The sequence below is a fragment of the Variovorax sp. Soil_C_12 genome, from assembly GCF_057657375.1.
The window spans coordinates 383,797-398,344 of the sequence record NZ_JBDGIO010000004.1; the positions used below are offsets into that span (position 1 = coordinate 383,797).

Genomic DNA, 14,548 nt, shown 5'->3' on the forward strand with positions numbered 1-14,548 from the left:
GCTCCTTGCTAGAGTTTCAGTTCGCTTGGCCCTATGTTCAGGCTGCACTCCACGATCGCGATCGGATCAGACCGGAGGACGCGATAGATTCTAAGAAGGTACTCCCCGATGATCCCGAGCAACAGGGCGTTGAGTCCAATGCCGAAGAGGACAAGCAGCTGTATGCTGATGAATCCGGGGGGAAGGTCCGGTCGAACCAAGCGCAGCACCACATAGTACAAGGCGCCGACCAGGCTTGCGAGCAGGATTGCCAGGCCCAGGAACGAGGCCATGCGCAAGGGCACGGTGGAGTGATTGAAGACCGCGGTGAGCCCGAGCCGCACCAACCGGGTCACGTTGAACTTGCTTTCCCCGGAAGTCCGGGCATCGCGGTCATAGACCACGCCGGTCTGGTTGAAGCCAAGTCCGGCGATCATTCCGCGCAGGTACGGATTGGCGGTCCGGAACTTCGCGATGGCCTCAATGACAGCGCGGTCTACCAGCCTGAAATCACCAACGTCGCGTGGGATCGGGTGCTCGCTGACCGTGTCGATTACCCAGTAGCCGAACTTGCGGATCATCTGCAGCAGCCGGCCCTCCGGCCGTTTGCGCCGGATCCCATAGACGACGTGATAGCCCTGCTGCCAGAGCGTGAAGAACTGCTCCAGCATCTCCGGGGGATCCTGCAGGTCCGCATCGATCTGCATGACCGCGTCGCCGCGCGCATGCAGGTAGTTCGCGAGGATAGAGCTCTGAAAGCCGAAGTTGCGCGAGAAGCGCATGGCGCGCACCCGTGGGTCCGCCGAGGCCAGCTTCTCGAGCATCGGCCAAGTCTGGTCGTCCGAGTGATTGTCGGTAAAGACGAACTCGAGATCGCAGCGGTCCGCCATGCGATCCGCGAGGGCGGCGAGGCGTGCGTAGAGCGCGTCGAGGTTGCCCGCCTCGTTCAGGACGGGAATGGAGATCGACACCAGCGGTCGTCGCACCGGCGGAAGACTACCGTCGTTCATGCTTGTTGTTGTGGCTCTGGAAGGAGGGCTTTCAAATAGGCCGTGACACCGGGGAGCGCCGGACGGAAACGGATATTCTCGAACACGCGCGGCTTGGCAAGCACGGCTGCATAGTTGTCGTCGGGTGGCTCGGGCCGCGCGCCCACGCGCAGCAACTCGACACGATCCAGCGCGGCGAACACATGGGATGCCAGGTCGCGTAGGGTACAGGGCTCGCCATGGCTGATCGCCACCACGCCGCTTGCGCCGGACTCGAGCGCTGCATGAACGGCAGCCACGTCGTCGTCCACGTGATGGTATTCGCGCAATTGGCGACCCGGGGACATCTCGAAAGGACGCCCTTCTCGCAACGCCCGCAGGAGTTGCCCCAGGAACATGAAAGGAGCTGGCTCGCCGCCGCCGTACAGCGTATGAACCTGCATATGCAGGACGGCATCGCCCGCTGCGGCGCGCTCCGCCACGACACGCCCGAGCTCGGCTTTGGTGGCGACATAGGGATTGGGGTGCTCGACCAGCCGCTCCATCACCGTGCCGAAGGTGACCACGCGCTGGCCCGACTTTGACGCAGCTTCCATCACGCGCACGGGAAGCTCGACATTGACGCGCTGGTGATCGGCACGCGGCAACGCGGGATCGAGCAGCCCCGCAGCGACCAGGATGGCCGACCCTGCCGGTGCGACCTCGAAGAAGCGGGCGATCCGCGGCGCGGCATCGCTTTGCCACCAGTCTTCATAGATCGCCCTTTCCAGCACGACGACCTCGTCCGATGGAAGTGACGACTGGATCGCGCGCCCGAGCCGACCACGCCCCCCGATCACATAGATCATTCGGCGATGGCCTCGCGCCAGGCATCGATCTGAGCCAAGGTCAAAGCCTTCGCGGTTTGCGGCGCTTCATAGTACGTGCGATACCACGACGCCGTTTCCCGAATCACGCGCTGAGTGTCCCAGGCGGGCGCCCAACCCAGCAGGTTGCGCGCCAACGAACTGTCGAGCGCCAGCGCGCCCGCTTCCGGCAGCGGATTGTTCATGAACTCCAAAGGCGGGCGCTGCCACTCGCTGCTCATGAGTTCCAGGACCTCGCGCACCGAGTATTGCCTCGGGTCCTGTGGACCGAGGTTCCATGCACGCGCAAACTCCTGCGCCTTGGGGCCCACGAGCCTCGCCATCAGGAGCAGATAGCCGTGGACCAGCGCGAGCACGTGCTGCCAGGGCCGCGTCGCGTCGGGATAGCGCAAGGTCAGCGGCGTGCTTGCAACCACGCTGCGCACGAAATCGGGAATGAGCCGATCCTCGGACCAGTCGCCTCCCCCAACGATGTTGCCGCCGCGCGCAATGGCAACGGCCGGCCCCTCACCCTTGGAAAAAGGATAGGACGCGGCATAGCTCTGGATCACCATTTCAGCCGCGGCCTTGGACGCGCTGTAGGGATCCTTGCCGCCCAGGGGATCGTTCTCCCGGTAGGGCCACGGCCATTCGTTGTTCCGGTACACCTTGTCGGTGGTCACGCAGACCACGCCGCGCACGCTGCCTATGCTGCGCGCCGCTTCGAGCACATGGGCCGTGCCCTGCGCGTTGACCAGGAAGGTCCTCAGCGGTTCGCGATACGAGCGCCGGACGAGCGGCTGTGCAGCCAGGTGCAGCACCAGTTCAGGCTCGAAGCTTCGCATGGCCTCAAGCAAGGGCTCGTAGTCGCTGATGTCGCCGAAGGTACCGGGAACCTCCGACGCGATATCTGCGGCCGCGAAAAGCGATGGCGTGGTGTCGGGCGGCAGCGAATACCCCGCAACGGTAGCGCCGAGCGAGCGCAACCACAGGCAAGCCCAGCCACCGGTGAATCCGGTATGGCCCGTGACGAAGACCTTGCGGCCGCGCAAAACCTCTTCGAAATTCCCGGTGTCCGTCATCTGTTTTCTTTGCTTCTCAACAATCGTCCTCGATCGAGCTCATGGCGGTGCTCGCGCCCGGCGGACTCGCCACGCTCAATCGAACAACTGGGCCTTCTCGAGCGACGAGCCGGCTTGATCCTTCGCCGACAGCGTCGGCTGCACGCCCAGGTCCGGCCACCGGATGCCCAGCCCCGGGTCATCCCAGCGAATGCACCGCTCATGCACCGGCGCATAGTAGTCCGTCGTCTTGTATAAAAAGTCCGCCGACTCGCTCACCACCAGGAACCCGTGCGCAAATCCCTCAGGCACCCACATCTGCTTGTGGTTCTCTTCCGTGAGCTCCATACCCACCCACTGCCCGAAGGTCGGCGATGACTTGCGGATGTCCACGGCGACATCGAAAACCGCGCCACGCACCACGCGCACCAGCTTCCCTTGCGGCTGCTGGATCTGGTAGTGAAGACCTCGCAGAACACCCTTGACGGATCGCGAATGGTTGTCCTGCACGAACTCGACGTGGCGGCCGACGGCCTCATCGAAGGCCTTGCCATTGAAGCTCTCGTAGAAGAACCCGCGCGCATCGCCGAAGACCTTCGGCTCGATCACGAGCACATCCGGAATCGCAGTAGGAGTAACCTTCACGAGCGCACCTCGTCCTTCATCAGGCGATTCAGATACTTGCCGTAGCCGCTCTTCTCCAGCGGCTTGGCCAGCGTCGCGAGTTGCTCCGTCGTGATGAAGCCGTTGCGCCACGCGATTTCCTCGGGGCAAGCAATCTTGAGCCCCTGCCGATGCTCCAGCGTCGCGATGAACTGCCCGGCCTCGAGCAGGCTCTCGTGGGTGCCGGTGTCCAGCCAGGCATAGCCGCGCTGCATGATCTGCACGTTGAGCTGGCCGCGCTCCAGGTAGGCCTGGTTGACGGCCGTGATCTCCAACTCGCCGCGCGCGCTGGGCTTCACCGCCTTGGCGATGTCGACCACCTGGTTGTCGTAGAAGTAGAGCCCGGTCACCGCATAGCTGCTCTTGGGCTTGGCCGGCTTCTCTTCGATGCTGCTGGCCTTGCCGTTCGCATCGAAGGCGACCACGCCATAGCGCTCGGGGTCTTGCACGTGGTAGGCAAAGACAGTGGCGCCCTTGTCCTTGGCATCGGCGTCGGCGAGGAGGGGCACGAGGTCGTGGCCGTAGAAGATGTTGTCGCCCAGCACCAGGGCGCTCGGCGCATTGCCCACGAACTTGTCACCGATGATGAAAGCCTGCGCCAGCCCGTCCGGGCTCGGCTGCACCGCATACTGGATGTTGATGCCCCACTGGCTCCCATCGCCCAGCAATTGCTGGAAGCGAGGCGTGTCCTGCGGCGTGCTGATGATCAGGATGTCGCGCATGCCGCCCAGCATCAGCGTGCTCAGCGGGTAGTAGATCATCGGCTTGTCGTACACGGGCAGCAGCTGCTTGCTGATCGCCAGCGTGGCCGGATGCAGGCGCGTGCCGGAGCCGCCGGCGAGGATGATGCCTTTGCGTTGCGTCATGAATTTTTCTCGGGTCGTGAATCAGAGCGTCTCGTGCAGCATGCGCGCGACGCCGGTCTGCCAGGGCGGCAGGCTGAGGCCGAAGGCCGATTGGAGCTTGATCGTACTCAAGCGCGAATTGTGAGGACGCATCGCCGGCGTCGGGAATGCGCTCGTCGGGACAGCGTCGACCGCTGCAGGGCCGGCTTTCAACGCAATGCCGGCCGCCTCCGCCTGCTCGAGCACGAAGCGCGCATAGCCGTTCCAGGTGGTCTCGCCCGCAGCCGCGAGGTGATAAAGGCCTGCCTTGCCCGGCTCGCGCAGCGTGTCGCGGATCGCATGGGCCGTCACGTCGGCCACCAGCTCGGCGCCGGTCGGTGCGCCGAACTGGTCGTCGATCACGGTGAGCCGCTCGCGCTCTTTGGCCAGCCGCAGCATGGTCTTGGCGAAGTTGCCGCCGCGCGCGGCATAGACCCAGCTGGTGCGAAAGATCAGGTGCTTCGGGCAGTGCGCGGCGATCAGTTGCTCGCCCTCGAGCTTGGTGCGCCCGTAGACGCTGAGGGGCCCGGTGGCATCGTCTTCCTGCCAGGGGCGCTCGCCGCTGCCGTCGAACACGTAGTCGGTGGAGTAGTGCACCATCAGCGCGCCGACCTCCTGGGCCGCCTGCGCGATGGCGCCGGGCGCGGTCGCGTTCAGGGTGCGCGCGAGCTCGGGCTCGCTCTCGGCCTTGTCGACCGCGGTGTGGGCCGCGGCATTGACGATCACCTCGGGACGAAGCGTCAGCACCGTCTGCGCCACCTGCTCCGGATGCCGCAGGTCGCCCGCGAAATCGGTGCTCGCGGAGCCCAGCGCCACCAGTTCGCCGAGCGGCGCCAGGCTGCGCTGCAGCTCCCAGCCCACCTGCCCCGTCTTGCCGAGCAGCAACAGCTTCATGCGGCCTCGTACTGCTTCTTCACCCAGTCGCGGTAGGCGCCGCTTTGCACGTTGTGCACCCAGGCCGTGTTGTCCAGGTACCACTCGACGGTCTTGCGGATGCCGCTGTCGAAGGTCTCGGCCGGCTTCCAGCCCAGTTCGCGCTCGAGCTTGCGCGCGTCGATGGCGTAGCGGCGGTCGTGGCCGGGGCGGTCGGTCACGAAGCTGATCTGCTCCTTGTAGCTGCGGCCGTCGGCGCGCGGGCGCAGTTCGTCGAGCAGCGCGCACACGGTGTGGACGATCTCGATATTGGGCTTCTCGTTCCAGCCGCCCACGTTGTAGGTCTCGCCGAGCCGGCCGGCCTCGAGCACGCGGCGGATGGCGCCGCAGTGGTCCTTCACGTAGAGCCAGTCGCGCACCTGCATGCCATCGCCGTACACGGGCAGCGGCTTGCCGGCGAGCGCATTGACGATCATCAGCGGGATCAGCTTCTCGGGGAAGTGGAAGGGGCCGTAGTTGTTCGAGCAGTTGGTGGTGAGCACCGGCAGGCCGTAGGTGTGGTGCCAGGCGCGCACCAGGTGGTCGCTCGCGGCCTTGCTGGCCGAGTAGGGGCTGTTGGGCTCGTACTTGTTCTCTTCGGTGAAGGCCGGGTCGCTGGCCGAGAGCGAGCCGTAGACCTCGTCGGTCGAGACATGGAGCAAGCGGAAGGCCGCCTTCTGCTCTGCCGGCAAACCACCCCAGTAGCCCCGCACCGATTCGAGCAGGCGGAAGGTGCCGAGCACATTGGTCTGGACGAAGTCCTCGGGCCCGTGGATCGAGCGGTCCACATGCGACTCGGCCGCGAAGTTGAGCACGGCGCGCGGCTGGTGTTCGGCCAGCAGCCGGTCGACCAGGGCGCTGTCGCCAATGTCGCCCTGCACGAAGATGTGCTTCGGGTTGTTGTCGAGCGAAGCCAGCGTCTCGAGATTGCCGGCGTACGTCAGCTTGTCGAGGTTGACGACGGTCTCGTCGCTTTGAGCCAACCAGTCGAGAACGAAGTTGGCGCCGATGAAGCCGGCGCCGCCGGTAACCAGGATCATGCAGTCTCCCGTTGTGGAATGTGAAAAGCCCGCCTGCGCCGGCAACCGGGGATTATCCCATCGCGAGATAGGGCAACTGCGGCGTCCACAGGAGCACCCCGGAGGGCTGGGCTGCCGCATTCCGACCCCGCGCATTGCGTCGTGGGTGAAGCCCGGGTAAAGCCCGGAACTCCCTCGACCGGGGCCGGGTCCGTGTTGGGTTGTCGAGGTAACAAAAAAAAATGACAGGCGCTGCACGCTTCCGCGAAATTATCTTCATGGACGACTTCTTTCGCTCGTCCGACAACACGCTGCAGTCGCATCCCGCGAACCGCCGATTCCTCTGCGGGGCCTTCGGCCTGCCGGCCAGGCGCCTCGGCATGCCCTTGCGGGAGATGTTCCCACGGTCCGAAGGCGGCGAACTCGACGTCGCGGCGATGATGGGCGTGCTGTCCCTGCCCCGTCGCCCGGAAGGCTGGGCGCAGGCGAGCATCGCCGATCTGGGCCCGCTGGCGGAAGCGGGGCTGATGCCGCGGTTCGACCCCGGCATGCTGGTGATCGGCTGGGGCCTGCCGCCATCGCTCATGCATGGCATCGACCGGGGCGGCGCATCGTTCATCGATCTCGAGATCGCACCGGTCCGCTTCGCTTCGCATCTGGCCTTCTGCGCCCGCACCAACGATCGACTGATCGAAGCGGCGCTCGCCACCTGGCGCATCGACGAGGAAGGCTACTGGAACGAAGCGGGCGTGCTGCAGGGCTATTTCTCGCGGCGAAGCGCTCCCTTCCTCTTCAGCCGGGACCTCCGCGTCGGGCTGTTCTGCGGACAGACCGCCATCGACCTGGCACTGGTCAGGGACGGCAAGATCGCCCGCCCGCTCGATGCGCTGGAAGAAGTGCGGGAGCTTGCCGGGCGCGTGGACCTCCTCGTGATCAAGCCACACCCCTACGAGCCCGACCTGCGGCACCTCGTGGAACTCGCAGCCCAGATCCCCAATGCAGCCTGGACGGACGAGAACACCTATGCGCTGCTGTGCGCGGACAACCTGGAATTCGTTTGCGGGCTTTCGTCCGGCGCGCTGCTCGAGGCGAACTATTTCATCAAGCCGTCGCGGCACCTGATCGCGCCGGACCGCCACAATCGCAGCCGGCTGCCAGCCGCCTGTTCGGACTGGGCTTTCGTCGGTCCGGGCATCGCGTCGCTGGAAGGGCTGGCCAGGATCTGCGCAGGTCCGGGCACGGTCCCCCCGCGGCCGTCCCGCTTTCCGGACGATGCGCTGGATCGGGTGTTCGGGACCCGCTGGGGCCTGGACGCACACAGCGCCGGACTGCGCGCGCTACCCACCCTGGCGCTCGACCGCATCCATGAGTTCCACAGCGGCCAGGCCGCGACGGGATGGCTCAGTTTTGGCTGGCACATGCCGGAGGGCACAGGCGTCTGGACCGCGGGCGAGCGTGCTTGCATCGTCATCCCGTTCGATGCCGCCCACCCGAACGACGCGCCCGAACAGTTGCTCATCTGCATCGAGGGCCTGCTTTTTGTAGGAACCTCTGCACGCAACCCCATCGTTCGGGCGTGGATCAACGGCCAGCGGGCCGACCTTCAAGTGGCGGAAGGCACCCCCGAAAAGGCCGACGCGCGCTTCAACCTGTACGCTCGATTTCATGAGGCCAGGAAGACGCCCGCGCTCGTGCTCGAGTTCGAGATCACCGATCCGCAGCGGCCGTGCGACATGGGGCTGGGCGCCGATGACCGGCGGCTGGGATTCCACCTGCAGCGAATTGCCATGCGGCCGGACCCTGCCCCGGGCGTCGTGAAGAAAGCCCCCGCACGCGTGCCCCACGCTTCGCACGAGCGGCGTGCCGGCCGGCACGCGGTCAGCTTGTTCATGGCGGCGGCCTGTCTGGGCTTGCTGGGCGCAGCGATGCTCCCGGCGGGCACCGGCAGGCCCGGGCCCTCGACGACCGACGCGTCCCGATGGGACCAGATCAAGCACGCCGTCGCCTCCGGCGCGGCGCTGGTCCGCGACGATCTTCATCATCTTCTGCACCACGGCTGACGCAGATGAGCATCCGGCTCTAAAAGCCGCGGAGTTCGTGCTCTAAAGTCGCCCCATTCGCATCCGGAGGTCAACCCATGGCAAAGCCAACCGACAAGCCCGACGACAAGACTGACGACAAGACCGACCGCATCAAGGACTCCGCCCAACAAATCTGGCTCGCCGGCCTTGGCGCCTTCGCCAAGATGCAGCAGGAAGGCAGCAAGGCCTTCGAGGCGCTGGTGAAGGACGGTGTCGGCGTCCAGAAAAAAACCCAGCAAGCCGCCGAGGAAACCCTGGCCCAGGCCCAGGCCCGCATGACCGGCTTCGCCAGCGATTTCGGCAACCGGGCCGCGGGAGGCTGGGGCAAGCTGGAATCCATCTTCGAGGACCGCGTGGCGCGCGCGCTCGAAAAACTCGGCATCCCCTCGGCGGAGGAGGTCGCGGCGCTGCAGGCGCGCGTCGAGGCGCTCGAAGCCCAACTCAAGCACAAGGAGGGCGCCGCCCGCCCCGCGCGCACCCCGCGCAAGACGGCCGCTCGCCATCCGGCCGAAGCCGCGGCGAAGCCTTCGCGGCGACGCAAGCCGAGCGGCGACGCCTGACCCCTGGCGCCCCGATGGGGCCGCCGGCGATCCCGCCGCAGTGCAGCAATCCCCCGCGGCCCGGGACTTGCGCTAGAGTCGCCTGCAGAGACAAACCGGGGGCTACGAGCACATGGCCAAGAAAGCGCCACGGCGCACCGCGCAACGCATCCTCGAAGCCGCATTGGACCTGTTCAACCGGTTCGGGGAGCCGAACGTTTCGACCACGCTCGTGGCGGGCGAGCTCAACATCAGCCCCGGCAACCTCTACTACCACTACCCCGCCAAGGACGAGCTGATCAACCGGCTCTACGAGGGCTACGAGACCGAGCTCAACGAGCTGCTCCACGCCAGCGAAGGCGTGCACGACGTGGAGGACGCCTGGTTCTTCATGCACAGCCTGTTCGAGCTGATCTGGCGCTACCGCTTCCTGTACCGCGACCTCAACGACCTGCTGTCCAAGAACCGGCGCCTGGAGACGCAGTTCCAGCTGGTGCTGCAGAACAAGGCGCGCGCCATCCGGACCCTGCTCGCCGGCATGAGCCGGGCCGGCCACCTGGACATCGACACGCGCGAGGTCGACCCGCTGGCCCAGAGCATGGTGGTGGTGCTGACCTACTGGCTGAGCTACGAGTACGTGCGCAATCCGCGGGAGGCGCTGGAGCCCGGCCATGCCCAGGGTGCCCTGTTGCGCGGCGCGCACCACACGCTGCATCTGCTCGCTCCCTACCTCGCCGCCGAACAACGGCGGCATTTGCTGACACTGAGCAACGCCTATGCAGGCGAAGATCAAGCGGCAACCGTCTGAACACCGCATGGCCCATCCCGACCTTCAACCTTTCTCGCTGTTGTCCTCCGACACGGTGCCGGGCCTGGAACCCTGGGCTGCAATGCCCTATCGGGACACGCCGCGCTTCGATGCTGCCACGGTGCTGCAGCAGTGGCGGCGACTGCATGTCGGCCACGGGATGCCGCCGCCGGCACCCGGCCCGCTGGCCGAGGGCTGGGCGCTCTACCACAGCGGCGAGTTCGAGCGGGCCGCCAACCTGGGCTTGCGGCATGGCCGCGAAGGCCTGGTGCTGGCGAACCAGGCCACGGCCATCTATGCCAACTACCTGGAGCCGCGCGAGGCATGCCGGCAGGCCCTGTTCAAGCAGGTCGCCGAGCGCGCGGCCGCCCAGGTCGAAGACGAACCGGAGAACTGGCAGGCCTTGTACTGGCAGGCCTACGCCCTGGGCCGCTACAGCCAGGGGATCAGCGTGGCAAGGGCGCTGGCGCAGGGCCTGGGCTCGAAGGTCAAGGGTGCGCTCGAGCGCGTGATCGCACTCCAGCCACGGCATGCCGCCGCCCATGTGGCGCTGGCGGCCTTCCATGCGGAGGTGATCGACAAGGTCGGGGCGCTGGTCGGGCGCATGACCTACGGCGTGCGGGCCGAAACCGCGATCGAGCTGTTCCAGCACGGCCTGGAACTCCACCCGAACTCGCCCGGCGCGCTGATGGAATACGCCCGCGGCCTGCTGATGCTGGAAGGCGAGGCACGCACGGCCGAGGCCACCGGCCTCTACGAACGGGCCGCGGCCATCGAGCCGGTCGACGCGCGCGAGCGGCTCGATGTCGAGCTGGCGCGTGCAGGCCTGTCCGACTGAATCCTGGCCGCTTTATCGACGGCATCGTCACTTAAGATGCGGGCCCCAGCCACACGATCGCCGCCATGTCCGACCTGAACGCCCTCTTCGAAGCCGCCCAAGCCAACTCCAAACTGCTCGCCGAGCGTCCGGACAACCCGACGCTGCTCAAGATCTACGGCCTGTTCAAGCAGGCGACGCAGGGCGACAACACCGAGAAGAAGCCCAGCTTCAGCGACATCGTCGCGCGCGCCAAGTGGGACGCCTGGACCGCCCAGAAGGGCCTGGGCGCCGACGAGGCCAAGCAGAAGTACATCGACCTGATCGAGTCGCTGCGCTGAGCAGCAGGCGTCGCGGCCTTACAACCAGTCCTTGTCGTTGTAGGCGTCGTCGTCTTCGTCTTCGTCGTCTTTGCGCTGGCCCAGCAGGTCGTCCAGCTTCTGCCGCAAGCGCTGCTCGATCTGCCCGCTGAAGCCGGCGAACAGTCCGGCCAGTGTCGCCTGCAGCCTGAAGCTGTCGCCGCTGACCTCGACGCTGCCATCGATGCCCGCGCGGCTGAAGCGGCCGAGGTCGCGGGCGGGGCCCTCCTCGTAGCTGCACTCCAGCCCGTACTCCTGCTCGACCTGGCGGACCCATTTGCGCGCGATGGCGCGCGCGGCGTCGATGCCGAGTTGATGGCTGCGTTCGATATGGATATCAGGCACCGGGCCCTCCCTGTCGGCTTGGCTGATGGGGTTCTTCGATCGGCTTGCGGGCCGCGGGCGCCGCGACGTCCCCGGGCCGCAGCGCCGACATTCTCTCGTCCTTGGGCAGCGCAGCCAGGCGCTTGACGGCTGCATAGAAGCGCGGCCAATCCCGGCCCTCGCGCTCGAACAGCGCCTCGAAGCCCGGCACCAGTTCGTCGTATGCGGCCTGCGCGCCGAACAGTGCATTGTTGGCGCGCGCCACCCAGCCGTCGTAGGCGCCCTGCCGCGGGCCGCTCCAGCCGGCGCGCATGGCAGCGTAGCGCTGGCGGAAGTCTTCCATCGCGGCCTTCTTTTGCGCATCGACCGCGGCCCAGTCCTGGGCCTGCGCCTCCTTCGAGGCGTAGATGTCCTTCAGCACCTGGCGCGTTTGCGCCGTGAGGGCGCGGAACTGCTGGCGCCGGCCGTCGAACTGGGCGTACTCGAGCCGCGCCGGCTCGCCGGCCTGGGACTGCAGCCAACGGGCCCCGCCGATGCGCTCCACCGCGGTCGCGAAGGACTCGTTGAACATGGTGTCCCCGGCCACGTACAGCACCTGGTGCGCCAGCTCGTGGAACACGATGCGGGCCAGCTCGCCTTCCGGATAGCCGATGAAGGTGGACAGCAGCGGGTCCCCGCCCGCCCAGTTCATCCAGCCCAGCGTGGAATAGGCCGGCACCGGGTAGGCCACCGTTTCCAGGCCCTGGGCGCTCAGGGCGGCCGCCTCTGCCCGGGCCGCGGCCTCGTCGTAGTAGCCGCGGTAGCCGACGCAGCCGGCGACCGGGAAGCACCGGGTCTTGAGGGTGAGCGAATGAGCGGGCGCCGCCACCACGTTCCAGATCGCGGCGGGCCGGTGCAGGTCGGCGTAGGCCTTGTAGCTCGGGTTGTCGGGCAGGCCCAGCTCGGCGACCGCGAAGCGGCGGATGCGCTGCGTGAGCTCCAGCTTGGCCTTGAGCGCGTCGGAGGCGGCCGGGTCCTGCAGCCACTCGGGCACCGGCCGCGCCGCGCGCATGAGCGCCAGGTGGCCGCTGGCCGACTGCCAGTAGTAGCCCAGGTCGGCGCAGCCGGCCAGGGCGAACACGGCCGTGGCCGCGAAGACCGCGCGCCTCGAGCTCATGCCGGCGCCTCAGGCATCAGGGGCCACCTCGATCAGGCAGTCGTAGAAGGTGGGCCCTCGGCCGATGTCGGTCAGCCGCTGGCTGGTGAGCTGGTTGACGTTGGTGCCGTCCACCCCGAGCTTGCGCCACCAGATGCCCAGGCCATGCACCACGCCGGGTCGGGCGCGGCGCGAGACCTCGGCGCGGCAGCGGTGCTCGCCGCGACGGTTGAAGACGCGCACCATCGCGCCGTCGACGATGCCGCGCGCGGCAGCATCGGCCTCGTGGATCTCCAGCAGCGGCTCGCCCTCGATCGCGCGCAGGCTCCTGACGTTGACGAAGCTCGAGTTGAGGAAGTTGCGCGCCGGCGGCGAGATCATCGCCAGCGGAAACTCCGTCGAGCTGCCGGCCGGCTCGTAGTTGGGCAGGTGGTCGGGCAGCCCGTCCTGGCCTTGCGCGGCGAGGCGCGTGCTGAAGAACTCGCAGCGGCCCGAGGGCGTGGGGAAGCCGCCTTCGGCGAAAGGCGCGTCGGGCAGCTCCAGGGTGCTGAAGCCCTGCGCCTGGAGCTCCTCGACATCGATCGTGCCGGGGGCGAAGGCGCTGCGGCACAAGGTCTCGTCGTCGTCGGAGAAGCACGGCTCGTCGAAGCCCATGCGGCGGGCGAGCTCGCGGAACACCCAGGCATTGCTGCGCGCCTCGCCGCGCGGCGCCAGCGCCGGCCGGTTCAGCAGCACGTCGGTGTGGCCGTAGCTGGTGTGGATGTCCCAATGCTCCAGCTGGGTGGTGGCCGGCAGCACGTAGTCGGCATAGTCGGCGGTGTCGGTCTGGAACTGCTCCAGCACCACGGTGAACAGGTCCTCGCGCGCGAAGCCGGCCACCACCTTGCCCGACTCGGGCGCGACCGCCACCGGGTTGCTGTTGTAGACCACCAGCGCTCGGACCGGATTCGCCGTGTCGAGCAAGGCATCGCCGATGGTGCTCATGTTGATGGTGCGCGGGCGCCGGCCGGCCAGCAGGTCGGGCCGCTGCAGCGCGGCGCGGTCCACCGGGAACTGGCCCGAGCTGCTCAGCAGTAGCCCGCCCGCGCGCTCCCGCCAGGCGCCGACCAGCGCGGGCAGGCAGGCGATGGCCCGCGCCGCGTTGCCGCCGCCGCGCACCCGCTGCATGCCGTAGTTGAGGCGGATCGCCGCCGGCCGGGTGGTGCCGTAGGCGCGCGCCAGCGCCACGATCTGCGCCTCGGGCACGCCGCAGACCGCGGCCGCGCGCGCCGGCGGCCATTGCAGGGCGCGCTCGCGCAGCGGCTCCCAGCCCAGGGTGTGGCGCTCGATGTAGTCGTGGTCCAGCCAGTCGTTGACGATCAGCTCGTGCATCAGGGCGAAGGCCAGGGCCGCGTCGGTGCCCGGCAGCAGCGCGATGTGCTCGTCGCACTTGTCGGCGGTCTCGGTCCGGCGCGGGTCGATGCACACCAGCCTGGCGCCGGCGCGCTTGGCAGCCTGCGCATGGCGCCAGAAATGCAGGTTGCTCGCGATCGAGTTGCTGCCCCAGATCAGGATCAGCTTCGCCTCGGCGAAGAATTGGACGCGCATGCCGACCTTAGCGCCCAAGGTAAAACTTAAGGCCTCACTCCCTGCCGTCGAGCAAATGGTGCGGTCCAGCAACGAGGCACCCATCTTGTGGAAAAAGCGACGATCCATCGACTCGCCCTGCACCAAACCCATGGTTCCGGCATAGCTGTAGGGCAGAATCGATTCTGACGAATTGTTACGCAGTAACACGTTCAGGCGTTCGGCGATGTCGGACAGGGCCGCATCCCAGCTCACCGGCTCGAAGCGGCCGCTGCCCTTGGGGCCGACCCGCTTCAGGGGCTGCAGCAGGCGCTCGGGATGGTCATTGCGCTCGATGTAGCGCGAGACCTTCGTGCACAGCACGCCGGCCGTGTGCGGATGGGCCGGGTTGCCCTGCAGCTTGACGGCCTTGCCGTCCTGCACGGTGGTCACGAGGGAGCAGGTGTCGGGGCAGTCGTGGGGACAGGCGCCGAGCACCTGGGTCGGGGAGTTCATGGGATGAGCGGGCCGGAAACGAGAAGACCGGTCAAGTCTAAGTTCTGCGCCGCAGCGGCGCTCTGGAGTTTT

Annotated in this window: 15 protein-coding genes; 5 read left to right on the forward strand and 10 right to left on the reverse strand. The window is 67.3% G+C overall.

Annotated elements, in window-relative coordinates:
- Nucleotides 1-8: 8 nt before the first annotated feature.
- The 7 genes from AC3A6X_RS14075 to rfbB all read right to left on the reverse strand — a co-directional run bounded on the left by AC3A6X_RS14075 (nt 9) and on the right by rfbB (nt 6,373).
- Complete coding sequence (locus AC3A6X_RS14075; RefSeq protein ID WP_487842757.1) at nt 9-989, reverse strand: glycosyltransferase family 2 protein; 981 nt, start codon at nt 987-989, stop codon at nt 9-11.
- The gene (locus tag AC3A6X_RS14080) at nt 986-1,816 is read right to left on the reverse strand and encodes an NAD-dependent epimerase/dehydratase family protein (protein ID WP_487842758.1); all 831 of its coding nucleotides are present in this window, start codon (nt 1,814-1,816) and stop codon (nt 986-988) included. Before AC3A6X_RS14080 ends, AC3A6X_RS14075 begins: the two co-directional genes overlap by 4 nt.
- Entirely contained in the window at nt 1,813-2,895 is a 1,083-nt protein-coding gene (gene rfbG, locus AC3A6X_RS14085; protein WP_487842759.1) for a CDP-glucose 4,6-dehydratase, read from the reverse strand. The genes AC3A6X_RS14080 and rfbG overlap by 4 nt, the downstream gene beginning before the upstream one ends.
- 75 nt (nt 2,896-2,970) lie before the next feature.
- Nucleotides 2,971-3,519, reverse strand: coding sequence for a dTDP-4-dehydrorhamnose 3,5-epimerase (gene rfbC / locus AC3A6X_RS14090; RefSeq protein ID WP_487842760.1), 549 nt, complete (start codon nt 3,517-3,519; stop codon nt 2,971-2,973).
- Nucleotides 3,516-4,403, reverse strand: coding sequence for a glucose-1-phosphate thymidylyltransferase RfbA (gene rfbA / locus AC3A6X_RS14095; protein ID WP_487842761.1), 888 nt, complete (start codon nt 4,401-4,403; stop codon nt 3,516-3,518). The genes rfbC and rfbA overlap by 4 nt, the downstream gene beginning before the upstream one ends.
- A gap of 21 nt (nt 4,404-4,424) precedes the next feature.
- Nucleotides 4,425-5,315 carry a dTDP-4-dehydrorhamnose reductase gene (rfbD, locus tag AC3A6X_RS14100; RefSeq protein ID WP_487842762.1) on the reverse strand — a complete coding sequence of 297 codons (891 nt, stop codon included), beginning with the start codon at nt 5,313-5,315 and terminating at the stop codon, nt 4,425-4,427.
- Nucleotides 5,312-6,373 (reverse strand): dTDP-glucose 4,6-dehydratase, encoded by a 1,062-nt coding sequence (rfbB, locus tag AC3A6X_RS14105; protein ID WP_487842763.1) that lies wholly within the window; start codon nt 6,371-6,373, stop codon nt 5,312-5,314. Before rfbB ends, rfbD begins: the two co-directional genes overlap by 4 nt.
- 257 nt (nt 6,374-6,630) lie before the next feature.
- On the opposite strand from rfbB, the gene AC3A6X_RS14110 reads away from it, so the two are divergent.
- The 5 genes from AC3A6X_RS14110 to AC3A6X_RS14130 all read left to right on the forward strand — a co-directional run bounded on the left by AC3A6X_RS14110 (nt 6,631) and on the right by AC3A6X_RS14130 (nt 10,938).
- Complete coding sequence (locus tag AC3A6X_RS14110) at nt 6,631-8,412, forward strand: hypothetical protein (RefSeq protein WP_487842764.1); 1,782 nt, start codon at nt 6,631-6,633, stop codon at nt 8,410-8,412.
- Between the two features lie 77 nt (nt 8,413-8,489).
- A complete protein-coding gene (locus AC3A6X_RS14115; protein WP_487842765.1) occupies nt 8,490-8,993 on the forward strand; it encodes a phasin family protein in 504 nt (167 codons plus the stop codon).
- 112 nt (nt 8,994-9,105) lie between these two features.
- Complete coding sequence (locus AC3A6X_RS14120) at nt 9,106-9,780, forward strand: TetR/AcrR family transcriptional regulator (protein WP_487842766.1); 675 nt, start codon at nt 9,106-9,108, stop codon at nt 9,778-9,780.
- A gap of 7 nt (nt 9,781-9,787) precedes the next feature.
- A complete protein-coding gene (locus AC3A6X_RS14125) occupies nt 9,788-10,618 on the forward strand; it encodes a hypothetical protein (protein WP_487842767.1) in 831 nt (276 codons plus the stop codon).
- Between the two features lie 65 nt (nt 10,619-10,683).
- Nucleotides 10,684-10,938 (forward strand): acyl-CoA-binding protein, encoded by a 255-nt coding sequence (locus AC3A6X_RS14130; protein WP_214691904.1) that lies wholly within the window; start codon nt 10,684-10,686, stop codon nt 10,936-10,938.
- An 18-nt stretch (nt 10,939-10,956) separates the two neighbouring features.
- On the opposite strand, the gene AC3A6X_RS14135 is transcribed toward AC3A6X_RS14130, so the two are convergent.
- Genes AC3A6X_RS14135 through AC3A6X_RS14145 form a run of 3 tightly spaced genes read right to left on the reverse strand, consistent with a single transcriptional unit; the run spans nt 10,957 to nt 14,476 of the window.
- Nucleotides 10,957-11,301, reverse strand: coding sequence for a polyhydroxyalkanoic acid system family protein (locus tag AC3A6X_RS14135; protein ID WP_487842768.1), 345 nt, complete (start codon nt 11,299-11,301; stop codon nt 10,957-10,959).
- Nucleotides 11,294-12,436 carry an aminopeptidase gene (locus AC3A6X_RS14140; protein ID WP_487842769.1) on the reverse strand — a complete coding sequence of 381 codons (1,143 nt, stop codon included), beginning with the start codon at nt 12,434-12,436 and terminating at the stop codon, nt 11,294-11,296. Before AC3A6X_RS14140 ends, AC3A6X_RS14135 begins: the two co-directional genes overlap by 8 nt.
- A gap of 9 nt (nt 12,437-12,445) precedes the next feature.
- Complete coding sequence (locus AC3A6X_RS14145) at nt 12,446-14,476, reverse strand: molybdopterin-containing oxidoreductase family protein (protein WP_487842770.1); 2,031 nt, start codon at nt 14,474-14,476, stop codon at nt 12,446-12,448.
- Nucleotides 14,477-14,548 lie beyond the last annotated feature (72 nt).